The sequence below is a fragment of the Streptococcus vestibularis genome (assembly GCF_900636445.1).
GTDB classification, from domain to species: domain Bacteria; phylum Bacillota; class Bacilli; order Lactobacillales; family Streptococcaceae; genus Streptococcus; species Streptococcus vestibularis.
This window is the reverse complement of the sequence record NZ_LR134275.1, coordinates 275,485-299,596: the sequence shown is the minus strand read 5'-3', so window position 1 is coordinate 299,596 and position 24,112 is coordinate 275,485. Positions and strand designations below refer to the sequence as shown.

General features: G+C 38.6%; 26 protein-coding genes and 1 riboswitch. Of the genes, 4 read left to right on the top strand and 22 right to left on the bottom strand.

All coding sequences use genetic code 11. The annotated features are described in order from the left end of the window. Positions 1-3: 3 nt before the first annotated feature. The 16 genes from EL076_RS01655 to EL076_RS01580 all read right to left on the bottom strand — a co-directional run bounded on the left by EL076_RS01655 (position 4) and on the right by EL076_RS01580 (position 13,421). Complete coding sequence (locus tag EL076_RS01655; RefSeq protein ID WP_003092149.1) at positions 4-696, bottom strand: methionine ABC transporter permease; 693 nt, start codon at positions 694-696, stop codon at positions 4-6. Beyond that, positions 696-1,763, bottom strand: coding sequence for a methionine ABC transporter ATP-binding protein (locus EL076_RS01650; protein WP_003092247.1), 1,068 nt, complete (start codon positions 1,761-1,763; stop codon positions 696-698). The genes EL076_RS01655 and EL076_RS01650 overlap by 1 nt, the downstream gene beginning before the upstream one ends. Next, a complete protein-coding gene (locus tag EL076_RS01645) occupies positions 1,756-3,129 on the bottom strand; it encodes a M20/M25/M40 family metallo-hydrolase (RefSeq protein ID WP_117647524.1) in 1,374 nt (457 codons plus the stop codon). Before EL076_RS01645 ends, EL076_RS01650 begins: the two co-directional genes overlap by 8 nt. A 60-nt stretch (positions 3,130-3,189) precedes the next feature. Further along, on the bottom strand, positions 3,190-4,092 hold the full coding sequence (locus tag EL076_RS01640; protein ID WP_126428987.1) for a MetQ/NlpA family ABC transporter substrate-binding protein: 903 nt from the start codon (positions 4,090-4,092) through the stop codon (positions 3,190-3,192). A gap of 159 nt (positions 4,093-4,251) precedes the next feature. Continuing rightward, positions 4,252-5,100 carry an amino acid ABC transporter substrate-binding protein gene (locus EL076_RS01635; RefSeq protein ID WP_003092206.1) on the bottom strand — a complete coding sequence of 283 codons (849 nt, stop codon included), beginning with the start codon at positions 5,098-5,100 and terminating at the stop codon, positions 4,252-4,254. 164 nt (positions 5,101-5,264) lie between these two features. Next, entirely contained in the window at positions 5,265-5,981 is a 717-nt protein-coding gene (locus EL076_RS01630) for an ABC transporter ATP-binding protein (protein ID WP_003092242.1), read from the bottom strand. Between the two features lies 1 nt (position 5,982). Next, positions 5,983-6,762, bottom strand: coding sequence for an energy-coupling factor transporter transmembrane component T (locus EL076_RS01625; RefSeq protein WP_117647527.1), 780 nt, complete (start codon positions 6,760-6,762; stop codon positions 5,983-5,985). Continuing rightward, positions 6,759-7,736: a cobalt transporter CbiM gene (gene cbiM, locus EL076_RS01620; RefSeq protein ID WP_003092151.1), complete on the bottom strand. Its 978-nt coding sequence runs from the start codon at positions 7,734-7,736 to the stop codon at positions 6,759-6,761. The genes EL076_RS01625 and cbiM overlap by 4 nt, the downstream gene beginning before the upstream one ends. A gap of 3 nt (positions 7,737-7,739) precedes the next feature. Continuing rightward, the gene (locus EL076_RS01615) at positions 7,740-8,579 is read right to left on the bottom strand and encodes an urease accessory protein UreD (protein ID WP_003092279.1); all 840 of its coding nucleotides are present in this window, start codon (positions 8,577-8,579) and stop codon (positions 7,740-7,742) included. 1 nt (position 8,580) lies between these two features. After that, entirely contained in the window at positions 8,581-9,195 is a 615-nt protein-coding gene (ureG, locus tag EL076_RS01610) for an urease accessory protein UreG (protein WP_002889928.1), read from the bottom strand. 29 nt (positions 9,196-9,224) lie between these two features. Beyond that, complete coding sequence (locus tag EL076_RS01605; RefSeq protein WP_003092133.1) at positions 9,225-9,938, bottom strand: urease accessory protein UreF; 714 nt, start codon at positions 9,936-9,938, stop codon at positions 9,225-9,227. Beyond that, positions 9,928-10,380, bottom strand: a complete 453-nt coding sequence (ureE, locus tag EL076_RS01600; protein ID WP_003092266.1) for an urease accessory protein UreE — start codon at positions 10,378-10,380, stop codon at positions 9,928-9,930. Before ureE ends, EL076_RS01605 begins: the two co-directional genes overlap by 11 nt. A gap of 140 nt (positions 10,381-10,520) precedes the next feature. Next, positions 10,521-12,239 carry an urease subunit alpha gene (gene ureC, locus EL076_RS01595; protein ID WP_002886560.1) on the bottom strand — a complete coding sequence of 573 codons (1,719 nt, stop codon included), beginning with the start codon at positions 12,237-12,239 and terminating at the stop codon, positions 10,521-10,523. A 15-nt stretch (positions 12,240-12,254) separates the two neighbouring features. After that, positions 12,255-12,566 carry an urease subunit beta gene (locus tag EL076_RS01590; RefSeq protein WP_003092180.1) on the bottom strand — a complete coding sequence of 104 codons (312 nt, stop codon included), beginning with the start codon at positions 12,564-12,566 and terminating at the stop codon, positions 12,255-12,257. A gap of 12 nt (positions 12,567-12,578) precedes the next feature. Continuing rightward, positions 12,579-12,881: an urease subunit gamma gene (locus EL076_RS01585; RefSeq protein ID WP_002886558.1), complete on the bottom strand. Its 303-nt coding sequence runs from the start codon at positions 12,879-12,881 to the stop codon at positions 12,579-12,581. A gap of 24 nt (positions 12,882-12,905) precedes the next feature. Beyond that, positions 12,906-13,421 (bottom strand): AmiS/UreI family transporter, encoded by a 516-nt coding sequence (locus EL076_RS01580; protein ID WP_003092256.1) that lies wholly within the window; start codon positions 13,419-13,421, stop codon positions 12,906-12,908. An 892-nt stretch (positions 13,422-14,313) separates the two neighbouring features. Between EL076_RS01580 and EL076_RS10175 the strand changes: the two genes are divergently transcribed. Together EL076_RS10175 and EL076_RS10170 are read left to right on the top strand one after the other, a co-directional pair. Continuing rightward, a complete protein-coding gene (locus EL076_RS10175) occupies positions 14,314-14,658 on the top strand; it encodes an urease cluster protein (protein WP_225901316.1) in 345 nt (114 codons plus the stop codon). An 84-nt stretch (positions 14,659-14,742) separates the two neighbouring features. Beyond that, the gene (locus EL076_RS10170; protein WP_316087744.1) at positions 14,743-15,180 is read left to right on the top strand and encodes a DUF4153 domain-containing protein; all 438 of its coding nucleotides are present in this window, start codon (positions 14,743-14,745) and stop codon (positions 15,178-15,180) included. A 51-nt stretch (positions 15,181-15,231) separates the two neighbouring features. Here the strand turns inward: EL076_RS10170 and EL076_RS01570 are convergent, their stop codons facing one another. The 6 genes from EL076_RS01570 to EL076_RS01545 form a co-directional block, all read right to left on the bottom strand. After that, positions 15,232-15,564: a DUF805 domain-containing protein gene (locus EL076_RS01570; RefSeq protein ID WP_003092191.1), complete on the bottom strand. Its 333-nt coding sequence runs from the start codon at positions 15,562-15,564 to the stop codon at positions 15,232-15,234. A gap of 110 nt (positions 15,565-15,674) precedes the next feature. Then, positions 15,675-17,771, bottom strand: a complete 2,097-nt coding sequence (locus tag EL076_RS01565) for a peptide cleavage/export ABC transporter (protein WP_126428985.1) — start codon at positions 17,769-17,771, stop codon at positions 15,675-15,677. A gap of 168 nt (positions 17,772-17,939) precedes the next feature. Next, positions 17,940-18,839, bottom strand: a complete 900-nt coding sequence (locus EL076_RS01560) for a helix-turn-helix transcriptional regulator (RefSeq protein WP_048787930.1) — start codon at positions 18,837-18,839, stop codon at positions 17,940-17,942. Positions 18,840-18,994: 155 nt separating this feature from the next. Then, positions 18,995-19,645, bottom strand: a complete 651-nt coding sequence (locus tag EL076_RS01555; RefSeq protein WP_003092134.1) for a phosphatase PAP2 family protein — start codon at positions 19,643-19,645, stop codon at positions 18,995-18,997. A gap of 2 nt (positions 19,646-19,647) precedes the next feature. After that, positions 19,648-20,205: an ECF transporter S component gene (locus EL076_RS01550; RefSeq protein WP_037621581.1), complete on the bottom strand. Its 558-nt coding sequence runs from the start codon at positions 20,203-20,205 to the stop codon at positions 19,648-19,650. Positions 20,206-20,285: 80 nt separating this feature from the next. After that, positions 20,286-20,408: riboswitch (FMN riboswitch) on the bottom strand. A gap of 106 nt (positions 20,409-20,514) precedes the next feature. After that, on the bottom strand, positions 20,515-21,024 hold the full coding sequence (locus tag EL076_RS01545; RefSeq protein ID WP_003092259.1) for a tRNA (cytidine(34)-2'-O)-methyltransferase: 510 nt from the start codon (positions 21,022-21,024) through the stop codon (positions 20,515-20,517). A 287-nt stretch (positions 21,025-21,311) separates the two neighbouring features. Here EL076_RS01545 and trkA point away from each other — a divergent pair, with 287 nt between their 5' ends. Together trkA and EL076_RS01535 are read left to right on the top strand one after the other, a co-directional pair. Next, on the top strand, positions 21,312-22,661 hold the full coding sequence (gene trkA / locus EL076_RS01540) for a Trk system potassium transporter TrkA (RefSeq protein WP_003098008.1): 1,350 nt from the start codon (positions 21,312-21,314) through the stop codon (positions 22,659-22,661). Positions 22,662-22,667: 6 nt separating this feature from the next. After that, positions 22,668-24,107, top strand: a complete 1,440-nt coding sequence (locus tag EL076_RS01535) for a TrkH family potassium uptake protein (RefSeq protein WP_003092283.1) — start codon at positions 22,668-22,670, stop codon at positions 24,105-24,107. Positions 24,108-24,112: the final 5 nt, after the last annotated feature.

Sequence of the window (24,112 nt, the reverse complement as noted above, 5' to 3'; positions counted from 1 at the left end):
ATTCTATTTATGACTCAATTTGCGGGTTAAGAAATCACCGAGAAACTGAACAAGGAAAATCAAAATCAAAATCAAGAAGGTTGCCAAGATGGTAACTGATGTACTTGAGCGATTGTATCCATAATATATGGCGATGTAACCAAGACCACCTGCACCGATAGCTCCAGCCATGGCAGTTTCACCCACAAGGGAAATCAAAGTCACTGTTGATACACGAACCAATTCTGGGAGTCCTTCGCCAAGATAAACCTTAATCGTGTCCCAAAGACTTGCACCACTAGCTTGTGCTGCTTCAATAACGCCACGGTCAAGATCTGCAAGTACCACCTGTACTTGACGTGCAAAAAACGGGAAGGTTGCAGCTGACAATGGAACCAAAGCCGCTGTCATACCAAGGTTAGTCCCCACGATAAAGTAAGTGAATCCTTTCAAAATCGCTAAGAGGATGATGAAAGGAATGGCACGGAAGATTGAAGTGATTTTATCCAAGATTTGGAAAATGAATTTATTTTCAATGACTCCACGAGGACCTGTCAATACCAAGAAGAGGCCCATAACAAGACCAAGAAGTCCCCCAATGATGAAGGAAATAACCGTCATGTAGAGTGTCGCATAGATAGCGTCTGGCCAAGAATTAACCCCCTGCATACCGATACGATAAATATCTGGAAAGTTTTGTTGAATCCAATCTGCCATTATTGGGCTCCTTTCTTAAGTACTTGCAAGCTGACACCTGCATTTTCAATCGCTTTTTGAGCAGCAAGAACCTTATCTGCCTCACCATCCAAGACAACGACCAATTCACCAACAGGAGTGTCACCTAGAATCTCAACATTACCATAAAGAATGTTACTTGAAACACCGTAATCTTTGAAAATTTCAGTCAAGAGTGGCTCATCTGTTGAAGAACCTACATATTTAAGCTGAACAAGAAGTGCAGATGCAGGTAAGTTTCTCACCAAAGGTTGTGCATTAATCTTAGCCAAGGCATCCTCGATCCCTGCTGCAGTTTCAATAAATTCTTGTGTCAAATCCTCTTGTGGATTTGAGAAGATATTAAGAACACTTCCTTCTTCCAAAAGTTGACCATTTTGCATAACAGCCACACGGTTACAAATATCTTTGACGATTTGCATTTCGTGAGTAATCATAACCACTGTCAACCCAAGTTTTTTATTCAAATCTTGCAAAAGTGAAAGGATTTGTTTAGTTGTCTTAGGGTCTAGAGCTGATGTAGACTCATCTGAAATCAAGATTTCTGGATCGTTAGCCAAGGCACGCGCAATCGCTACACGTTGTTTTTGACCACCTGACAATTGTGCAGGATAGTTTTCGGCACGATCAGTCAAATCAACCAATTCCAAAAGACTACGAATTTTTTTGTCTTTCTCTTCATTGCTTAGTTTAGAATGACGAAGGGCAAAGGCTACATTTTCATAAGCCGTCTTTTGAGACATAAGGTTAAAGTGTTGGAAAATCATCCCAATCGTTTGACGTTTCTGACGCAATTCTTTTGTCGACAATTGGACCTTACCATCTGCAAAAGTCACATCTTTACCAACAGTGATTTTACCAGCTGTAGGCACTTGCAAAAGATTAATCGCACGCACAAGCGTAGATTTACCAGCCCCTGAATAACCAACGATTCCGTAAATATCACCTTTTTCAATCTGGATAGACACATCCTTAACCGCTTGAATGGTGCGGCGTTTCTGCGTAAAGGTGATATCAATATTTTTCAAATCAATAATGACATTACTCATAACTTGCAATTAACTCCTTAATTAGTTCAATGTGGGTGTAGTAATCTGCTAGGCTAACATTTTCATCCCCACCATGGTCACGACTGTTGGCATTCCCTATACCAAAGGCTGCCATCGGAACACCCAAAGCCTTATGAATCATATGCATAGGCCCTGTACCTGCTGCCGTTGGAAGCACAGCAACACCCTCTTCATAAAAACCTTTTGCTAACTCAATAACATTGACAATAGCAGGATCTGACATATCACTCCGATAACTTTCTTCACCAAGAGTGAAGGTTACCTTGATACGGTCAAACCCCTCTTTTTTGAGGTGAGCCTTGATACAATCCAAAACATACTCAGGTGTCAAACCAGGGACCAAGCGCATCTCCATCTTAGCTTTGGCTTGAGCTGGCAGAATGGTCTTAACACCTTGCCCCTGATAACCTGTCGAAATCCCTTCAATAGAAAGAGCAGGTTCAAAATAGTAAGTTTTTAAGAAAGCTCGGCGGTCACTTTCTAAAATAGGTAGTTTTAAGCCATAAATCTTACGGAGGCTATCTGCATTTTCAATGGCGTAAGTCTCGATAAGATCCATCTCACGTTCATTTGGCTGGATAATTTTTTCATAGATACCATCGATAAGAATACGTCCCTGATCATCACGCATACTTGAAATAGCATTGAGCAAATACCATGAAGCCGATTCAATCACGGCACCAAATTTAGAATGAATATCAACATCAGCACTCTCGACAGACAAGTCAAAGGTAATAATCCCCTTGTTGCCACCTGTGATTTCCAATTGACCTTTACTATTTCGATTTCCTTGCTCCCAAACCAATAGGTCTGCTGGAAGAAGGTCATCTCGGTATTTTTCCAAATATTTTTCAAGGTCGGTTGAAGCAGATTCTTCAGCGCCCTCCATCATAAATGTAATGTTTACAGGAAGGTCACCAACCTCTCGAATATATTTCCGAAGGGCTGTCAGACGAGCTGTAATATGCCCCTTATCATCATCAACACCACGACCATACATGTAGCCCTTACGAACAGTCAGACAGAAAGGGTCATCTGTCCATGGCTGATCATTATCCGCAGGAACCGTATCATAGTGTTGATAGAAAATAATTGTTTTCGCATCTGGATTTGAACTCTTGAATTTTGCCAAGACAAAAGGTGCCGTATGGGTCTCGTCAATTGTCACCTCTGCTCCAACACTAGAGAAAATCTCACCAAGATAAGCAGCCACATCATAGAGACCAATATTTTGAGCAAAAATAGATTTTTTAGAAATCAAAGTCCGCAAAACTTCAAAATAGTGCTGAGCAATTTCATCGTTACGAAATTTTCGTAACTGCTCTTCTTCACTTGAAAATGCCATCAAATCGTCTCCTTCATACACGACAAAACGGCGTGCTCTCACACGCCCTCTGTCCTTAGCTTATTTCTTTGAATTAGCTTTCAATTGATCTTGTGTTGGGGCACCTTTCCATGCTGGAAGGTCAACCTTGTTAGATGCATCATAGATGATTTGCGCTACTTCATCATTTTGATAGGCTTTAATCAAAGTCTTGATAGCATCGGCTTTGTTTGATTTTTTCCAATCTTTATTAGCTGCAATGATGTTAACCCAATCTTTCAAATCTTGACTTGGATCTTCTTGGAAGAGAGTTGTGTCATAGTCAACATTTTGTTGTTGTGCGTATGAGTTGTTAACAACTGCTGCATCTACTGATGAAAGAGTTTGGGCAGCTTGTTCAGCTGCGATTTCTTTAATCTCCAATTTCTTTGGATTTTCAGAAATGTTCTTGATAGTTGCCAATTCACCATCTTTAACATCCAACTTAATCAAACCAGCTGTTTGAAGAAGTGTCAACGCACGGCTTTCGTTTGTACCATCGTTAGGTACTGAGATAGTAGCTCCTTCTGGAAGCTCTTTAACATCTTTATACTTAGCTTTTCCGTTTTCAGTACCTGAGAAAAAGTGGATTGGGCTAAGAAGTGTGTCAGCTGCCGCAACAACATCACCTTTATTTTCTTTGTTCCAGTTGTTCAAGAAATAAATGTGTTGGAAAGCATTAACATCGATTTCACCGTTTTTAAGGGCTTCATTTGGTTGATTGTAGTCTGTGAACTCTTTCAACTCGATAGTAACACCCTTGTCTTTAGCCAATTCTTTAACTTTATCCCACAATGGCTCAGTTGTATCATCCAATGTCATGATACCAACTGTCAAAGTTTTATCATCTTTAGCTGATTTATTACCACCAGCACCACAAGCAGCCAAAGCTACTGTTGAAGCGACTGCCAATCCTGTAATTCCGAGAATTTTTTTAAATTTCATAACGAACTCCCTTTAATTGTTTTAAGTGTAAAAATATTATCCCATAGGATGAGAATTGTAGCAAATTGTTTATAATTGTATATATCTATAGTTTTTAACTATAATGTGTCCTAGATTTTAATTATATGAAAAAGCTGAGAATCACTCCCAGCTCCTTTCTTATTTTTTGCTTGGAACTTTCAAAGCGTCTTTAGTTGGAATATAATCTTTATTTCCAAGGAATTTTTCAGCCAATTTAGCCAAAGTACCATCTTTTTGAAGTTCTTCCAAACGTTTGTTAACAAATTTTTGAAGGTCCTTTTGGTTATCTGCAAACAAGAAGTAGATGTATGGTTGTTGATCAGATTTAAGTTCAATAGTCTTCAAGTTACTCAATTTATTATTTTTAATGATTGCATTAACAGTTGGTGCATCAAAAATCTTGAAGTCGTACTTACCTTCATTCAAGTTTGTCAACATTTGTGTAATGTTTTCATTAGTATAGTTGAGTTCAACTGGCTTATCTGAATGTTTATCATTGAATTCAGTCAATTGAGTAGCTGTTGATGTTCCTTGAACAACCTGTGTTGAGTGTCCAGCAATGTCATCGTATTTCTTGATCTCACTATCTTTTGGAACAGTCAAAACAGCTGGTGTGGTACCAATTGGATATGAGAAGAGGTATTTTTGGTCACGTTCTTCTGAGTAAGAGATGTTGTTCCCGGCCATTTGATATTTAGCAGCGTCAAGACCTGTAAATACTGAAGACCATTCTGTTTTTTGGAATTTCACTTCATATTTATCAGAGTCTTTAAAGACTGCTTTAGCCACTTCCACGTCGTAACCGGTCAATTCACCATTTTCTTCATATGAGAATGGTGCTGTTGTCCCAACAGTAGCAAAGTTAATTGTTTCTTTACCACCTGAAGATTTAGATGCTTCTTTTGATGATTTAGATGAACATGCAGCAAGTAAAGCTACTGAAGCAATGGCTACACCCGTAATTCCAAGAATTTTTTTAAGTTTCATAATATTCTCCTTTGAGATTGATTGTTTTTATTGTAACAGAATTCACTAAGCTTAACTAATACTTAAACATAATCAAGGTGATAAGAAAATACTATCACCTCAAAATTTCAATTGTTTGACAAAGAAAAAGTAGAAAACCAATAACGATTTTCTACTTATCCTTGTTAATAATGCGACAAACGCTCAATCACTTGCTCGTTATTGAGCACTTCCTGGGCAGGAAAGAAATCAGCTTTGCCATCTTCAAAAAGAAGAACATCAGCCTTTTCATGATGAAGGTGCTTGAAGTGGTGAGCAGACATGATAATAGTTTTCCCAGCTGAATGAAGCTCATGTAGAAGTTCCCTAAAAAATTCTTCATATTCTTTAGAAAGATTATTGAAGGGTTCATCAAGAATATACACATCTGGATTCGTTACCATGATACTGGCAAAGGCCACTTTCTTCTTTTCTCCACCAGATAGTTGATAGGGAACGCGATTCCTTAAATCTTCAATTTTCAGCAGGGATAGTGTATCTTGAACCCGCAGTGAGACTTCTTCTTCGGTCAGACCTAGCTGACGAGGTCCAAAAGCAATCTCATCATAGACAGTACTATTAAATAACTGACTATCCACATCCTGAAAGAGGATTCCGAGGCGACTATAAAAATCCCGTTTTTGACGTTTGTCCTTCAACCATTCTTTGAGGTCCTTCCCTAAGAAAAGAATGCGACCAGATTCTTCCTGCTTGAAGCCAGTTAATAAACTGATAAGACTTGATTTCCCAGTCCCATTTTCCCCCATCAACATCACATATTGTCCTTGTCTAATCTCCAAATCAAGACCAGTAAAGACCTTTTTTTGTTCATAGGCACAGGCCACTTGTTTCAATTGAAACATCTCATCCTCCTAACAGAATCTGTCCTAAAATCACTGCTACTAGACTTATCAAGGCCAGCCAATCCTTCCATGTGAATGACTGTGATGACTTGACATACTCACCAACAAAGCAACGTGCTTCCATGGCTTGAGTCAGTTCCTCACCATAACGAATAGCTTTAAGGTATAACATTCCCCAGATATTACTTCCAATTCGAAAACGATGATTGCCACCAAAGCTTCGTGCTTCAATCCCTTTGAGCAAATCCATTAATTGTTTTCCAAAGACATCGATATATTTTATGGTGATATCTAACTGGAGCAGAACAAGATTAGGAAAATGCAACCCTTTTAATGCCGCTAACATCTCACTTATTGTACTGGTCTCTGAATAATAAGCAATGGCTACGGCAATCAAAGGAAGTCTAAAAAGAAAGAGCGATTGACCTCCGCTAAGTAAGAGATGCGGTAGATAAAGAACTAAAGGAAAAATCAACAATACCACAGTCTTTTTCAAGGTTCTTACTAAAACAGAATGTGGTAGAAAAGCCACCCCAGCTCCTAGAAACAAGGCTAGAATCCACAAAACTGTGAGATTTTGGCTAATTCCAACTGAAATAAGTAAGAAAAAGAGAAGTAAAACCTTAGCCGTTGGATGAAAGACTGATGCTACTTTTAAAGGATGCGTTTCAAACTTTTGAAGCAGAGCTTCCAGATGGTGACGATTCCGGATAAGAAAGTTATTCCTACCGACTTTAGTGACTACTGGACGCTCTTCCGACATCCAATCTGGGAGAATCATTTTTCAACCTTTCTACCGAAAATCAAGCGATAGAGGATGAAGAAAATCAAAACAGCAGAGGCAGCGCTCAGGATATAACCCAAGACTTCCGGAATGCCCGCAATACTATAATCTGGGAAGAGGGCATTAAATGAGAAACCATTCAACATTCCTTTTGGGGCTTGGGCTTCCACATGATAGTGGGACAATTTTTCCACCAACTCTTTGACATCCCATTCCGCAAAAGCTGTTCCCGTCGCCAATAAACCAAGTGGCGTTAGGATAATTAAGGCTAGGATAAAGAGCAATAAAGGACGTAGTTTTTTAGTCGTTAGTTCCTGAGTATTATCAATATTCAAACGTTCAATGAATTCTTGGACACCTGCTGTGAAGAATCCTTCTACCAGACCGATGAGGAGGTGAGTCAAGCCCATTACTGGAAGCGTCACTCTCAAAGGGTATGGATTGTAAAGTGGATTACCACTGCCATCTTTAAAGAGAATAGGTTGAATTCCTAGTAAAACTGCAACAGTCAGGGCCGCAGCTACAATCCCAATATAACCTCCAAAAAAGCTAGCAATTATCCTGTTCTTTGTCCACTTGTTCAAGAGTTTATAAACAGCATAACCCACAAATGGCATAACAACGGCCATACAAAAGGCATTAGCACCAAAGGCCAAGATTCCACCATCACCAAAGAGCAAGGCCTGCATAGCCAGGGCTACACTAACTGCTAAACAGGAAGCCCAAGGTCCTAACAATATAGCAATTAACACTGCCCCAACAGCATGGGCGCTCGTTCCACCTGGGGCTGGAAGATTAAACATCATGATAAGGAAGGACAAGGAAGTCCCGATTCCCAACATAGGAATCGTTTTTTTATCAGTATCAACTTTAACCTTTACTTCCTTGACGGCCTTATACCAAATAGGCAACATAACAGCCCCCATTGCCGCACAAGTCGTAGGGCTTAGGTAATTTTCAGGAATATGCATTTTTTATCTCCTCATATCATTTTTTCTCAAATTTAAAGTACTTAATCCATGTATTTCTTGTCTAAAATAGTCTGTACAGGCATAAATGACGCGACGATTATCCTCAGCAGTTTTTCCTAAGATACGTAACACCAGACCTGGGATATCTAAGGATGAAATAGCAAAATCAGACTCTAAATTCAAATCTTCTAAGTGCTTCTGCAAAGCCTTAACAAAAGCCTCGTCAATCGCCGGAGACACCATTACCAAGCTATTGTAATTACGCCATCCTTCAAAATAACCAAGTTTAAACATATCTTGTTTCTGAGGCTCTAAGAGAGTCTGATCGCTATAAACAAGCTCATTATCTTGGTAAATTTGTGTCAAATTACGAAAATAATGGTATTGAAACGGTAAATCCTCATGAGACCAACCTGCCGTTACACCATCTGAATAAATCAAGTGGGCAGACTTATCCATATCAATACGACTTGTTTGGAAATAGCGTGATTTTAAATATGGAATAACTTCATCAGCCATGTACTCCAAATAACTATTTTCTTCAAGTGTGATAGACGTATTCTGTTGTGTCAACTGTCCTTTCTCACACTTGTAAACATAGGTAGGTGTTTGAGTTGTCACCAAGGCATGAGCATCCTTATTAACATCAATGGTCACTTGATACTGCTCACCCTCGACAAAGCCCCCACCCATATTAATGAGGAAATAGTAAGGAACGCCATTGGCATCTGAATTATCGGCCGATACTCGAGAGTTACCTTCTTGATATTTCTTGTGGGAAATTGTACGACCATTTCGATTTGAAAATCCAAGATGGACGAAGCCATCATATGCTTGCGTCATCTTATAAATCCTCTAATAAGAAATTCTTGCGAATCCATTCTTCCACTTCCTTAACATTATCATCATTATTCAAATTTGTGAAAATGAAAGAATCTTCATTACGGAAATGAAGGGTATCTTCACGCATACGGTCTAGGTTGGCTCCAACATAAGGCGCAAGGTCAGTCTTATTAATCAAGAACAAGTCACTCTTAATCATTCCTTGACCAGCCTTACGTGGGATTTTTTCACCCTGAGCAACGTCAATAATATAAATCGTAAAATCAACCAAATCAGGACTGAAGGTCGCAGCCAAGTTGTCACCACCACTTTCAAGGAAAATAACATCCAAGTCATGGTTAAAGCGCTCTTGAAGAGTTTCAATCGCTTCAAAGTTCATAGAGGCATCCTCACGAATCGCAGTATGAGGACATCCGCCAGTTTCTACACCAATGATACGATCTTCATCTAGGCTTGAATTTTTAGCCAAGAAAAGAGCGTCTTCTTTTGTATAGATATCGTTAGTAATAACTGCTAAATTTAAGTCAGACATACGTCGTGTAAGACGCTCGAGCAAAAGAGTTTTACCTGAACCAACAGGTCCACCAACTCCAATAATTACAGTACGTTTTGTCATTATTTTTTCCTCTCAACCTTGTCGATATTTTAAGACATGAATAGGCGGAACACCTGAGTTTCATGTTTCATCTGAGCTAATTCAAGACCAGGCGTATTGGCCCCAAGGTAGGACGCATCCAATTCTTGAATTTCTTGTGTCATTTTTTCTAATTGTGAAAAGCTACGTAAAACAATCTCCTGTCCAGCAAACTGTCCAAGTGGAATGGCACGAACAGCATTTTGAACCATCGTCGAAATCACACTATAGCCATAAAGTGCAATAGCTTCACTACATCCCAAACCCTTGTTAAACACATAGAGTGCAAAGACAATAGCTGGATTGCCGAAAACCTCACCCTTCTGTATTTTGGACTGATAGTCATCCAATACCGGAATAGCATGGAGCCTTTGAATGAGTCGAAGCATTTGCTTAGCAATCATTTTAGTCCCCTGTCTTGTTTCACGCGCTTGCGTTGAAACTGTCAAGACCTTATCATAATGCCAAACCTGCTCTAGATTGTCTGTAGCCATAGCGTCATAAACCAGTTTGATTACAAGACCTTCACCATATTTAAACTGACTAGCTAAATAGGCTTCTTGCCACTCTTCGTAACCTTTATCATCTGTTACAGTGTCTTCGCGCAGATAATTTTCCATCCCAAATGAGTGGTTAAATGATCCAATTGGAAAAGTTGAATCGACAATTTGTACAATTTCAAGATAATCTTGCAAAGACACATTCGCAAAGGGATTAATGTTCATGGGCAGTTAAATTCACATGACGTAGGGGTTTGTCAAGGACCACTTCTTCAATCGTGTAGGCAATCTCTTTTTGAGTCAAGACTTGCTCTACAACTGGGTCAACCTCTAAATAAATCTTGGCATCTTTCACCTCAATCGGTTTATGAGTATTCCCAAGAATATGAGCTGTGATTCCCATTTCATCCATATCTTTAGGTGAAATGACAATCAAATCCTGTGACTCAACACCAATAACTAGGACATGGTGATCATCGATAAAAAAGGCAGAGCCATTTTGCAATTTTTGTCCCTTATCAAGACGAATACCAAATTCATTCCCGTGATCACTCTTCACACGAATAATTTTTTTGTTAAGGTCATCACTCGAAAGAATGACTGTTTCAATATGGTATTTGTCCACATCGATATCTTTAACAAGAGCATCTACTTTTGTAAAAATCATACTTTTTCCTTTTCTATTACATTTTAAAAATCTAGCATCAAACTCATATAGCAACTCAATAAAGTGCTAAAAACGTTATAGCTATAAAATACAAAAGAGGTTGGAGGAAAAATTCCAGCCTCATTTATATATCGTCTTCCTTAGAACAAGAAATAACGTTGAGACAATGATGTCGTATGGATCGGCTCACAAGTAACCAACTCATCATCAATAAAGACATCAAAGGTCTGTGGATCGATACGGATTGTTTTTGGAGCGTAGTCATTAAGCTTCATATCACGCTTAGTCAAGTTACGTGTATTCTTAACAGGAAGAACAATCTTATTCAAACCAATTTCTTCTTTGATACCGTGATCATAAGCGTATTGAGAGACAAATGTAAGATTTGTTTCATGAACCGCTTGACCGTAAGCACCATATAATTTACGCATGATACGTGGTTGAGGTGTTGGAAGACTTGAACCAGCGTCACCCATAACACCATAAGTTAACATACCACCCTTAAGCACCAACTTAGGTTTTGCACCAAATTGTGCTGGTTCCCAGATAACCAAATCTGCAAATTTACCAACTTCTACAGAACCGATATAGTCTGCAATACCGTTAGTGATAGCAGGGTTAATTGTATATTTAGCCACGTAACGTTTGATACGGTTATTATCGTTAAATTCTGAATCGCCTTCAAGCGGACCACGCTGAGCCTTCATCTTATCAGCTAGTTGCCAACAACGCATTGCTACTTCACCGACACGTCCCATAGCCATGGCATCTGAAGTCATGATACTAAGGGCACCCATATCGTGAAGAACGTCTTCTGCAGCCACTGTTTGTTTACGTACACGTGATTCAGCAAAAGAGACGTCTTCTGGAATTTTTGGATCCAAGTGGTGACAAACCATAACCATATCTAACAACTCACCAATAGCATTAGTAGTGTATGGGTTGGTTGGGTTAGTTGATGATGGCAAAATATTTTCCTTACCAGCAAAGACCATGATATCTGGAGCATGTCCACCACCTGAACCTTCGGTATGGAAGGTATGAACGGTACGACCTTGGAAGGATTCCAAAGTATTTTCCATAAATCCACCCTCATTCAAAGAGTCAGTGTGGACCGCAAAGGAAACATCGTATTTATCCGCAACTTTAAGGGAATTATCAATTCCTGCGTAAGTCGCACCCCAGTCTTCGTGTGTCTTAATTCCTGCTGCACCAGCCTTAATTTGCTCTTCAACCACTTCAGTCTCAGAACCAACACCTTTGGCAAGGAAACCAAAGTTAGCAGGCATATCGTCAACAGCTTGCAACATACGAGTGATGTGAAATTTACCTGGTGTACATGTTGTTGCATTACTTCCGTCAGCTGGACCAGTACCACCACCAAAGAGGGTAGTAATCCCGTTATCCAAACCAAATTCAGGAAGATCAGCAGAAATATAGTGTACGTGAAGGTCAATACCACCAGCAGTTACAATCAAACCTTCTGCCGCAATGGCTTCTGTACTAGCACCCACAACAAAATCCACATTGTCCATTGTATCTGGGTTACCACCGCGACCGATAGCAACAATCTTACCATCACGAATACCGATATCCGCTTTAATAATACCTGTATAGTCAATGATGGTTGCACCTGTAATAATGGTATCAACAACTGATGGATTGTCACGCGTTTCCGTAGCACTAACACCCATACCATCACGCAAAACTTTACCGCCACCGAACTTAGATTCCTGTCCATAAACAGTAAAGTCTTTTTCAATAGCTGCAAAAAGATTGGTATCTCCAAGACGTACGCTATCACCTACAGTTGGTCCGTAGTGTTGAGCATACTCTTCACGATCCATTTTAAAACTCATCGATTTGTCCTCTTTCTAGTCTAAGAAACCATTGACCTTGTTATTGAAACCAAAAATACGGCGTTTCCCTCCAAAGTCAATAAGTTGTACTGTTTTCGTTTCACCTGGTTCAAAACGAATGGCTGTACCTGCTGGAATATCTAGACGTTTGCCTCGCGCCTTTTCACGATCAAATTGAAGACCAGCTTCGTTTGCTTCGTAAAAATGATAGTGAGACCCTACTTGAGCAGCACGGTCACCCACATTTTTCACTTCAATACTAATGGCTTCGTAACCACCATTATAATCAATTGGCTCACTCGCCACATGGTATTCACCTGGAATCATTGCATTTTCTCCTTACTGAATAGGATCATGAACAGTAACCAATTTTGTACTGTCTGTAAAAGTAGCTTCAACTTGAATCATTGGAATCATTTCTGCAATCCCCTCCATAACATCTTCACGTGTTAAAAGATTACGAGCCTCATCCATCAATTGAGCAACCGTCTTACCTTCTCTTGCACCTTCAAGTACATAGTCTGTAATCAAAGCGACTGCTTCCGGGTGATTCAATTTGATTCCTTTATCTTTACGTCGTTGAGCAATCATAGCCGCAAGGCTAATCATCATTTTTTCCTGCTCACGCATTGTCAATTGCATCGTTTTTCCTCCTTAAATCAATGCTTACCACTTGCCCCAAAGCATCAAAAGCCCTGGAATCCAAGCTGTTATAATTCCTTCGAAAATAGCTAGGTAAGGAACAAATTTCCCTAGGTCCTTCTTAAGGTTAATTTCAATAAAGGCAGTTAGCCATAGAATACCCCACAAGAACCAAATAATACCATACCAAGCATTACCACCATATCCAGATGTTAAGCAAAGAATCCCTGCTGGTATCGTATTAATTGCCACAAATAAACTAAACCAGCCGTACAAACGTTGATCAAAATCAAAGATTGTATTGATAGCTGAATAAAGATATGTAAAAGCAAACAAAAGACCTGTGGCACTACCATAAAACCAGTCAGTGCCTTTTCCTGTGCAGGCCCCATAAGCAATGACAATAATATTGAGAATCAATCCCAAACCACCTGTAAAGATATTCATAACAACATTTGATTTGTCGGGAATACCTTCCAAGCGATGAAATCCATTACTCATCAAAACCATACCAACATAGAGTAGGATGACACCTAACATAAGAACCTCCTAAGTTTTTTATGTTAATATCATACTATTTTGACAACACATGTCAACTAATTTCAGAATTTTTGCAACAGCTAAGCGGCCTCTATCTCACATAAAATGTCAAAAATAGCGTCACTTTTGACAATCAAGCTGAATGATCCCTTAAACTATTTCGGATGAAAGTTGACAAACCATTTATAAATTAGGCAAATACTTTTTTCGAATGAGAAAGATATTGGCAGTCATCAGCCAGATTCTATCATCCCGTGTGAGAAAAATTTTTATGGGGGCATTTTATTTCTTTCTCCTTCTCTAGTCCTAAGTCCATAGAGCCATTTTTAGTAATTTTACAATTATCTTCTTTTGATTTAAAACCTAAAGGAGAATTATGATGGAAACAAATAACTACAACACCGATTTACAGATAATCTCTCAGGAGTATCCCTACGAAGAGAAAAGTCTGCAAACCAAAACAAAAAACTCTTTAATCATCTCTCACTGAAAAAGGTCTGGAAAATTAAGGGACTAATTATTACTTGCCTCACAGCCTACTTCCTTTATGTCACTTATCTGACTCATTTTTCTTATGTCTTTCTAGCGATACTTTTATCTTGATAGGTACAATCAAACTCGGTTGTCGCTTATTTGGTGGGAAAGCTAAAGTAATGTGACTTGAATCGGGAATATTCATGGTCACTAGTCTCCTACAGGGATTACAAATTAGCCTATGGGAAATACCTAACAATTAGGACAATGCTCAAATTCTTTGCCTTCATGCTGGCCTATTTCTCTACTTAATGGCTCGCACTGGACAAAGCAGGCAAAAACGGTTGGGGTTTATGGTCTGAGTGACATCATCCATACTAGCTATATCTTCCCACTGAAATATTTCTTTCTGGGAGTCTTGACTTTATTTTATAAAAAGACACTTAACCAAGAGCTTGCTGAAGAAGTCAAACGTGAAGACCAACTCTACAAGCGAATGATTCTCATTAGTATTATCACTGCCTTGGTACTTACTGTATTTGTTGCTAACCAGCTTAGCCAGGTCTTGCCTTCTTTCGTTCAGCTATGGCAACAAGTCTTCCAGACACTTGCTTCCCTACTTAATTTCAATATCAATTTCGAAAACAGTGGATTATTTATATCTCGTTTAGTGACAAACCTCCCACTTGCTCTAGGGCTTTTTTCCAAACTTGTAGCAGTCTATTTGGCAAATGACAAGCCACTCAGCCAAAAGCAGTTTTAGGCCAGTCTCAAAAAGACTCGTCTTTTCCCAAAAACGGCAGCCTATATTGTGCTCGGAAATCTATACTTCACTTATGCACTATTTATGCTAACTGCGACTAGTCAAATGAGTGAACTCCTTTCTCTCAATCAAGCTAACATTCCGACCTATCAAGCCTCACACATTGCTGTTCAAGATTTCTGGCAATTGGTTCGAGTCTCTATCCTTAACTTTGCTGTTCTAGTTGGACTTTACATTTTCTCAAAAGAAGACCTCTTCACCCACAAGGGGCTTCGTTTGATTAGTATGCTACTTTTTACTTTTGCTAGCCTCTTTGCCCTCATCACTGATTGGAAACTCTTTAGTATCTATATCGCACTTTATGGTATTACACCACGACGCTTATTGTCAGGATGGTTTGTGACCGTGCTCTTCGTTTGGTGTATCTTTACGCTCATTCGACTCTATAAACCCACTCAAACAACTCGTTTAGCCATCTTTTATGCGACTCTAGCTAGTCTCTTGAGTAGCTTTATTTTATAAGAAAAAGGAGTGAAACTAGATTTCCTAGTCTCACCCCTTTTTTCATTATAGCTATTTTGAATTTCTTGTGGGAAAGGCATACATCACCCAAAGAGCTACTGTTAATGGAGTTGCTTTTAATACAATCCAAGCAACATTAAAATTGGCATCACGCAGACGACGAATCTGAATAGAAATGGTAGGAAGCGCCGTTGCTGCTATAAATAGAATGAAAGCCGTCAATGTAAATCCAGCAGCTTTTGTTTCTCCAAGTAAGTCCATCAGTAGGAAAATAAGAGTAGCAATAACTCCATTAATCAAGACAACCCACCAATAGTCTGATCGTTTTGTACGACCATAAAAATCGAGATAGCCTAACCAAAAATTTTTATATGCCTCTAACATGTTTACACCTCTTAATAGTATGCTACCAGTATACTATATTAAATAGATAGGTGCAAGATGTGAATATTTAGACTTCTTAAGTTTTCTACATATATAATAGGAAGATTATTTTAAATAAACTGGAATGGATTGAAATTAGGACTGTCTGACTCAATCTGGCCACTTACCATGGTCACTACACGACTAACATGTTGACGGACACTATTGCGGTGAGCAATAAAAATCATTGTTCGTTTAATCTTAGCGAGATTAGCCATGACCCTGCTTTCAGTATCACTATCGAGACCACTGGTAGCTTCGTCAAAAATCAAGATTGGTTGCTTGGACAAGAGGGCCCTCGCTATCGCCAAGCGTTGTTTTTGACCACCAGACAGACCACCATCTTCAGATACTTGGGTCTGAAAACCTAGTGGCATCTTTTGAATATCAGCCAAAATATCAGCTTGTTCACAGGCTCTTAGAATAACCTGCTCATCAACTTCTCCTTCAAGGCCTAATAACAGATTTTCTAATATTGTTCCCGTAAACACATAGGTCTGTTGTGGAACATAGGTCACCAACTGGCGCAACTCTGCTTGGCTAATAGAACCTTTGTCTAGGCTTACATGACCACTAGATTTTGTGTGATAACCTGACAAAACCTTCGCTAAAGTCGTTTTCCCAGAACCACTCTGACCCATGAGGGCGATTTTCTCTCCCTTATTAATCGTCAAATCAATATTGTGAAGTGTCTCCTGCTGGTAGCTAAAACGATGACTAACACCTTTTAAGTCTAATTGTTTAAAGGATAAATCTTTGAGTTGACCTTTTTCTTCCTTATTCACAACATAAACTTCTTGAAGACGATTATTGGCTACCTTGGCTTGCTGAATCTTAGATTGAAGATTGATAATATTAATTAAAGGAGACGTAAAATAATTAAGTAGTATATTATAGGTAATCAACTGACCTGAAGATAATTGTCCTTCCATAACTAATTGTGCCCCGTACCATAAGATAAAGACATTGAAAACTAACTGGACCCCTGTTTTTAAGCCATCCTGGGTTAATTGCCACTTGGCCTTAGATAAGGATTTCTTTAAGTAGTCATGGAATTTCACCTCAATTTCCTGATAACGCCTCTCTTCAACTCTTAAAGATTTTAAAGTTTCAATGCCACGCAAATCATCAATAACAGCGGTATTGACCTGACTATTTGCCTCCATTAATTGATAATTTTCCTTCTCAAAAAGCTTATAAAAGGCCAGAATAATCAAAACATAAAGAGGAACTACAGTTAAGGTCATCAAAAAAAGAGAACGGTTTTGTAAAATAAGAGCCACAGCTAAAGTTATCACAATGGTCACATCTAGGAAAATCGATAAAATCGTTGAAGCTAGAGCATCGATAATAGTGTTAGCATCCCCAAAACGTGACGTGATTTCACCAGTACGACGTGAACTAAAGAAACTAATAGGCAAGGAAAGAACATGCTTGATATAAGGAAGGATGACCGCAATGGACAAGTAATTACCCAATCGATGCAATAGATAATCTTTGAAGAAAGTAAAAACTTGTTGAGCTAGATAAGCGATACACAGGCCTAGAGAAATCATGGTCAGAAGAGCATAGTCTTCTTGAGGAATCAAGCGGTCTATAATAGACTGCAAATAATAAGAACCAATAATATTAACAAGGGTCACCAGAAAGCTCAGCAAAACAATGACTGCTATCAAACTTTTACGACGAAATAAAATTGGTAAAAACGAAAGAAGACCAGGTACCTCTTCCTTATATTTAATGTAGTTTTCTCCTGGTTCAAAAAATAGAGCAACCCCTGTCCATTCCTTGTCAAAATCCTCTAGGGACAGTTTAATGACCTTCTTGCTAGGATCTGGATCACCAATTACAACTTGCCCCTTGTCCTTACCAAACACTGTATAATAATGTTGAAGACCACCATCCTTAACCACATGTACAATAAAAGGGTAAGATAGGTTTTCTTGTTTAAACAAGTCTAAATCTGCACGAATGGCCTGAGTTTCAAACCCCAACTGCTTGCCCGCTTCAACTAAACCAAGCGCAGAAGTTCCTTCACGAGAAGTCTGAGCTAACTCCCGCAAATAAGCCAAACTATAGGATGAATCATAGTGCTTGAGAATCATAGCTAAGGTAGCTACCCCACAATCACGCTGATCAACCTGTGAAATATATGGGTATTTTGACATGATGACTCCTATTTAATAATAAATCATGAAGAATGGTACTGCCGCAATAAGTAAGACTAAAAATTTTTTTAAGTTTTTCAAAATTAAGCTCCTTAATATTTTTATTAACTATATGATAAACGATTAACTATAAAAAAAGTAGTGACATAAATGTCACTACGCAGTTGTTTACAAACCATCTGCCGCTTTCTCTGCTCGAGTCTTTTCTTCCAAAACGGAATCTTCTAAAACCGACGCAAACATTATAGCTTTATCATAGTTTTCAGCAGCTTTTTTCTTGTTCCCATTATGTATAAGCTCATACTTAGCTTCTAAAATATAGACACCTGGTTTATAACTATGAAACTGTGATTTTTCTATGACAGCTAATAGTTTATCTATTACTGTTAAGAAATCTTTAAAGGACTCAAGAGAAATCTTTAACCCAGCTATAGCCATCAAATCATTAAATAAGGCAATATTATAAGCATCATCTGTTGGGATGTTTTGCTTTAATACTCTATCTACTATTCTGTCAAAAATCTTTTTATCATACTGCTTTCTCCCATAAAGATGATAGAAATAATAATCAATAACTAGCAAATCATTAGTTGAAAACTTCTTCTTTCTTTTAACTTGTTCAAACAAATCTTCATAGATTTCTTCGACTTTAGGTCTCTCCTCCCAACTGGTAAAACTCAATATATTTTCGAGAATATCTAGAGTCAATAGTTCCTCTTCTGGAAGAATATCAAAGAATTGATTATACACATCTTCAATAAGATCCAACTTCTGTTTAACTCTCTCCTTATCTCCGTACGTTGGGAACTTTATTAAACGATTTTTCATCTCATAGTAAGTGTCAGGAATTTCAATCCTGTCATGGTCCAATAAGTCAGCCATGCTTTTTCCCAGACGTTTTGCTATGTAGGATAATTTATCCAAAGAAGGGAGAGACTCTCCTTTTTCAATACGAATTAACTGGCGAACAGTCAATTCCGCACCATCTAAACATAGCACTTCACGTGACATCTGTTGGCATTCACGCTCAGTTTTGATTCTTAGTCCAATGCTGTCTTTTATGCTCAAGAGAATCTCCTTTATATCAAAATTTTAAAATCATTATATCACAATTGTAATATATTTAATATGCAGTTGATACGATTTTAACAGAATATTAGTCATAAATATGATATTTTTATACAATAATAACAACAAAATGCAGTTAAGAACTGCATTTTGTTTTATTTCTGTTTACTTTGAAATCGCCATTCAAAGCGAATACGGTCATAAGTTGGATAGATGACATTAAGCAAGCCAAACGCTAGGGTAAAGCCAGCTAAAACATCTGTTGGAAAGTGAACACCCACATAAATACGCGACAGTCCAACAAGAGCAATCAGAAGGCCAGAAATAGCAAAGACTGCTACTTGAGATTCTTTTTTCTCCAAACGCTGAATAAGGACAATAGCAATTGCACCAAGAATCATGAAAGTTCCCAAGGAGTGGCCACTAGGAAATGAATAACCACTAGCATGAACCAAATGTGTAATTAAAGGACGTGGGCGTTGGTAAATATATTTCAGACTTACAATCATAATACTAGCAAGAACACCACTGGTACCTACAAATATAGCTTCTGATTTATACTGACGTAAATAAAGCCAGATTACTGCTACAATTGCAATAATAGCCTGGACTGACGTGTTTCCAAGTATGGTAATCGTTTTAAAGAAGTGTGTCAGTCCCCCTGGTAAGTCTCCTCGAACCCTAGTTTGTATGCTGCTATCAAATTCTGTCAAGGCTTCAGGGTAGAACTTAACCATGTAACCGAGAGCAACAAATAACAAAAAGGCAAAGGAAGCGCAAATATAATGCGTGTGTTTGTGTTTCATATTTATAATTTTACTAGGATAGACTTAAGCGGAGCATAAATAAGAGCAAAAGCTACTGCAAAAATTAAACCTTCAAGTAAGTTAAAAGGTACTACCATAGCGAAAAGGTACTTATAGAGGCCTATGAATTGCGCAATATCAAAGTTAGCAAATTTAGCATAGAGTGGTACGGCATAAATGTAGTTAAGAACAACCATCGCAACTGTAAGCAAAACCGTTCCTAAAACAGAACCAAGAATATAATTCTTGCTTGTTTGATTTTTCTTCCAAAAATAGCTTAGGCCCCAAACAAAAACTCCTAGAGCAACAAAATTCATAGGAAGCCCAATCATTGATCCTGGACCACCATTGTTAAGTAAGAGCTTCAACAATGAGCGAAGCAAGAGAACACCAATGGCACTCCTAAAATCAAAGATAACCAAGGCGATAAGAACAGGAAGAATTGAAAAATCAACCTTCAAAAAGTCTGCTGCTGGAATCAATGGAAATGAAAAATAAAGCAACAAGAATGAAACTGCGGATAAAATGGCAATGTAAGCCAATTTACGTGTGTTTGTCATAAAAAAATTCCTCCAAATTTTAACAATTTGAAAGAAGTTCCCAATGGATTTGCCTATGCCAAAAAAGCCTACGCAAAAAGACTGGTCTTCTTCCATCCAGACTATACTGTCGGTTGAGGAATTACACCTCATCAGCTTGCGCTCGCGGACTTATCCAAAGAATCACCGCCGGTCGGGAGTTTCACCCTGCCCTGAAGACCCTTTAAGGATAACATAAAAAAACCTTGGTGACAAGGTTCTTAATTTATGGATTTCTAATCTATTGATAGTCAATAACTATAATTATTCTTTTGAGACAAAATGAAGTATCTATTTTAATTTATCATGCTGGTAACGGTGACTCAGCTCTAACCCCACAAACTGTTGCTGGCGAAGAGCTTCATAGACAATCATGCAAACCGTATTTGAGACATTAAGACTACGGACATGTTCATCATTCATAGGAATACGAATAGCTTTTTCAGGATGCTCACGCATAAAGTCCTCAGGTAGGCCTGTATCCTCACGACCGAACATAAAATAGTGATCCTCACCATCAGCATAGGCCTCTTCTGAATAAGTCTTATCCGCAAACTTCGTTACTAGATGCAAACGACCAGCATGATTTTTAGACATAAAATCAGCTAAATTGTCATAATAAGTGATATCAAGCTTATCCCAATAGTCCAGACCTGCTCGCTTCATCTTCTTGTCATCAATTGGAAATCCCATGGGTCGAATGATATGGAGGGGGCTATTGGTTGCTGCGCAAGTACGCGCAATATTTCCAGTGTTTTGTGGAATACGAGGTTCAAACAAGACAATATGATTACGTGACATCTGACTTCTCCTAGACATAAAAAATACCATGTCGCCCGGAGTTAAGCTCAGCAGACGACATGGTTGTGGACATTCATTAGCTTAAATCATGACAGGTTAGATTTAAAATAACGAATCGTTGAGTATATTTTAGCACTTTGGCTGTAAAAGTCAACACTACTAGCAGAAAAAATTAATATTTTTGACGTCGTCACCTTTTTTACAGGAATAACCTATAAAGGTAGCTGAAAAGGATGATTTTTCGGCCAAAATAGAGTATCATAGTAGTGATTATTTGGAGGTAACTCATGCGTATTATTGTCGTAGGTGCTGGTAAAGTCGGTACAGCACTCTGTCGTTCTCTTGTTGGTGAGAAACACGACGTTATCTTAATCGAAGAAAAGGAAGAGGTCCTCAAACGCCTCAGTAAACGCTACGATGTTATGGGCTTTGCTGGAAACGGGGCAAATTTCAAGATTTTGGAACAAGCCGAGGTTAGTAACTGCGATGTCTTTATCGCTATGACTGATAAAGATGAAGTAAACATGATATCAGCAGTTCTGGCAAAACAAATGGGTGCTAAAGAAACCATCGTTCGTGTACGTAACCCAGAATATTCTAATGCTTATTTCAAAGACAAAAATTTCCTTGGATTCTCATCAGTAGTTAACCCTGAACTTTTAACAGCTCGCTATATTGCCAACACAGTTGAATTTCCAAACGCCCTATCAGTTGAAACTTTTGCAAATGGACGCGTTATTCTTATGGCATTTAAGGTCACTGAAACAAGCCAATTGTCTGGTATGACTATGGAACAATTTCGTAAGAAATTCGGTAACATCTTAGTTTGTACAATTGATCGTCAAGGAGACCTTATCATTCCCGACGGGAATGCTACCATGCAAGCTGGGGATAAGATTTATGTAACTGGTAAACGTGTTGATATGGCACTTTTCCACAGTTATATCAAACCCAAAAGTATCAAAAAACTTTTGTTGATTGGTGCTGGACGTATCTCCTACTACTTACTGAATATCTTGAAAAACAACCGTATTAAGGTCAAATTGATTGAACATAAAATGGACCGTGCGCAAACTTTTAGTCAAGTATTCCCTGAAGTTTCCGTTATCTTAGGTGATGGTACTGCTAAAGACCTTCTTCTTGAAGAGAGTGCAGCTAGTTATGATGCTGTTGCTACTCTAACTGGAGTAGATGAGGAAAATATTATCACCTCTATGTTCCTTGAAAGTATTGGTATTCACAAAAACATTACCAAGGTCAACCGTACCAGTCTTTTAGAGATTGTCGATACACGTGATACAACAACAATTGTCACACCTAAGAGTATTGCTGTTGATACCGTTATGCACTTTATTCGTGGTCGCTATAACGCCAAAGACTCTAGTCTTGATGCACTTCACCACGTAGCTAATGGCCGTATTGAGACCTTACAATTCCAAATTAAGGAAAACAACAAGATCGCTGGGAAGAAACTTTCTGAACTTAATTTTGCTCATGGTGTCCTTATTGCTGCTATCATCCGTAATGGAAAAGCCATCTTCCCAACTGGAGAAGATACATTAGCAATTGGTGATAAAATCGTGGTCGTTACTCTCTTGCAAAACGTTACCCACATTTACGACCTGTTGAAGAGGTAAGCTGCCATGAATCGATCTATTGTCCGTTTTCTCATTTCTAAACTGCTCCTCATTGAAGCTGGACTCTTAGTTGTTCCACTCATAGTGGCTCTTATTTATCAAGAAGATGCCAAGGTATTTGCCAGCATTTTGGGGACTATGGCGATTCTCCTTTTTATCGGAGTACTTGGTACTCTCTTTAAACCTAAGAACTACCACATTTACACCAAAGAAGGAATGCTCATTGTAGCCCTCTGTTGGGTACTTTGGTCATTCTTTGGGGGATTACCATTTGTTTTTGCGGGGCAAATCCCAAGTGTCATCGATGCCTTCTTCGAGATGAGTTCAGGTTTTACAACCACGGGAGCTACTATTCTCACAGATACTGGAGTGTTGACCCATTCTCTCCTCTTTTGGCGAAGCTTCGCCCACCTAATTGGAGGGATGGGAGTACTGGTCTTTGCTCTAGCCATCATGAACAACAGTAAAAATGGTCACCATGAGGTTATGCGTGCAGAGGTGCCAGGTCCAATCTTTGGTAAGGTCGTTGCCAAGCTCAAAAATACAGCTCAAATTCTTTACATCATCTATTTGACCATGTTTGTTATTTTTGCTGTTATTCTCTGGCTTTGCGGTATGCCGGTCTTTGATAGTATCATCACTGCTATGGGGGGGGCAGGTACCGGTGGATTTGCAGTCTATAATGATTCTATCGCCCACTATAACAGCGATTTGATTACTTATGTGGTTACAGTTGGTACCCTACTATTTGGCGTTAACTTCAACTTATACTTCTATATCCTGTTTCGCAAAATCAGATTATTCTTCCAAGATGAAGAGCTACGTACCTATCTTACGATTGTTGCAGTATCAACAGGTTTAATTATCCTCAATATTTTTGGGATTTACCAAAATTTGGCTGACTCTTTCAAATACTCATTTTTCGAAGTGTCAACGATCATCACAACAACCGGTTTTGGTCTAACGGATATTACCAAATGGCCACTCTTTTCTCAGTATATCCTGCTTCTCCTGATGTTTATCGGGGGGTCAGCAGGTTCTACAGCCGGTGGTTTCAAGGTTATACGTGCTATGATTATTGCTAAAATTGCACGTAATCAGACTTTGGCTAGCCTCTATCCTAACCGTATCCTATCTCTACACATTAATGGAAGTGTTCTTGATAAAGAAACACAGCATAGCGTTCTTAAATATTTGGCTGTATATGTGTTGATCATACTAAGTCTAGTTACAATCCTGTCCTTAGATAATCAAAATTTCTTAATTGTAACAAGTGCTGCTGCTTCAACATTTAACAATATTGGACCTTTACTTGGGACAACTGATAGCTTCGCTATTTTCAGTCCTTTGTCTAAGCTTATCATGGGATTTGCTATGATTGCTGGACGCTTGGAAATTTATCCTTTATTACTCCTATTCCTACCAAAAACTTGGTCAAAAATTTAAGCATA

Excerpts from the sequence above, each read along its gene's own strand:
- EL076_RS01655 (WP_003092149.1), bottom strand. The coding sequence starts at position 696 with ATGGCAGATTGGATTCAACAAAACTTTCCAGATATTTATCGTATCGGT.
- EL076_RS01650 (WP_003092247.1), bottom strand. The coding sequence starts at position 1,763 with ATGAGTAATGTCATTATTGATTTGAAAAATATTGATATCACCTTTACG.
- EL076_RS01645 (WP_117647524.1), bottom strand. The coding sequence starts at position 3,129 with ATGGCATTTTCAAGTGAAGAAGAGCAGTTACGAAAATTTCGTAACGAT.
- EL076_RS01640 (WP_126428987.1), bottom strand. The coding sequence starts at position 4,092 with ATGAAATTTAAAAAAATTCTCGGAATTACAGGATTGGCAGTCGCTTCA.
- EL076_RS01635 (WP_003092206.1), bottom strand. The coding sequence starts at position 5,100 with ATGAAACTTAAAAAAATTCTTGGAATTACGGGTGTAGCCATTGCTTCA.
- EL076_RS01630 (WP_003092242.1), bottom strand. The coding sequence starts at position 5,981 with ATGTTTCAATTGAAACAAGTGGCCTGTGCCTATGAACAAAAAAAGGTC.
- EL076_RS01625 (WP_117647527.1), bottom strand. The coding sequence starts at position 6,762 with ATGATTCTCCCAGATTGGATGTCGGAAGAGCGTCCAGTAGTCACTAAA.
- cbiM (WP_003092151.1), bottom strand. The coding sequence starts at position 7,736 with ATGCATATTCCTGAAAATTACCTAAGCCCTACGACTTGTGCGGCAATG.
- EL076_RS01615 (WP_003092279.1), bottom strand. The coding sequence starts at position 8,579 with ATGACGCAAGCATATGATGGCTTCGTCCATCTTGGATTTTCAAATCGA.
- ureG (WP_002889928.1), bottom strand. The coding sequence starts at position 9,195 with ATGACAAAACGTACTGTAATTATTGGAGTTGGTGGACCTGTTGGTTCA.
- EL076_RS01605 (WP_003092133.1), bottom strand. The coding sequence starts at position 9,938 with ATGAACATTAATCCCTTTGCGAATGTGTCTTTGCAAGATTATCTTGAA.
- ureE (WP_003092266.1), bottom strand. The coding sequence starts at position 10,380 with ATGATTTTTACAAAAGTAGATGCTCTTGTTAAAGATATCGATGTGGAC.
- ureC (WP_002886560.1), bottom strand. The coding sequence starts at position 12,239 with ATGAGTTTTAAAATGGATCGTGAAGAGTATGCTCAACACTACGGACCA.
- EL076_RS01590 (WP_003092180.1), bottom strand. The coding sequence starts at position 12,566 with ATGATTCCAGGTGAATACCATGTGGCGAGTGAGCCAATTGATTATAAT.
- EL076_RS01585 (WP_002886558.1), bottom strand. The coding sequence starts at position 12,881 with ATGCAATTGACAATGCGTGAGCAGGAAAAAATGATGATTAGCCTTGCG.
- EL076_RS01580 (WP_003092256.1), bottom strand. The coding sequence starts at position 13,421 with ATGTTAGGTGTCATCCTACTCTATGTTGGTATGGTTTTGATGAGTAAT.
- EL076_RS10170 (WP_316087744.1), top strand. The coding sequence starts at position 14,743 with ATGCTAACTGCGACTAGTCAAATGAGTGAACTCCTTTCTCTCAATCAA.
- EL076_RS01570 (WP_003092191.1), bottom strand. The coding sequence starts at position 15,564 with ATGTTAGAGGCATATAAAAATTTTTGGTTAGGCTATCTCGATTTTTAT.
- EL076_RS01565 (WP_126428985.1), bottom strand. The coding sequence starts at position 17,771 with ATGTCAAAATACCCATATATTTCACAGGTTGATCAGCGTGATTGTGGG.
- EL076_RS01555 (WP_003092134.1), bottom strand. The coding sequence starts at position 19,645 with ATGAAACACAAACACACGCATTATATTTGCGCTTCCTTTGCCTTTTTG.
- EL076_RS01550 (WP_037621581.1), bottom strand. The coding sequence starts at position 20,205 with ATGACAAACACACGTAAATTGGCTTACATTGCCATTTTATCCGCAGTT.
- EL076_RS01545 (WP_003092259.1), bottom strand. The coding sequence starts at position 21,024 with ATGTCACGTAATCATATTGTCTTGTTTGAACCTCGTATTCCACAAAAC.
- trkA (WP_003098008.1), top strand. The coding sequence starts at position 21,312 with ATGCGTATTATTGTCGTAGGTGCTGGTAAAGTCGGTACAGCACTCTGT.
- EL076_RS01535 (WP_003092283.1), top strand. The coding sequence starts at position 22,668 with ATGAATCGATCTATTGTCCGTTTTCTCATTTCTAAACTGCTCCTCATT.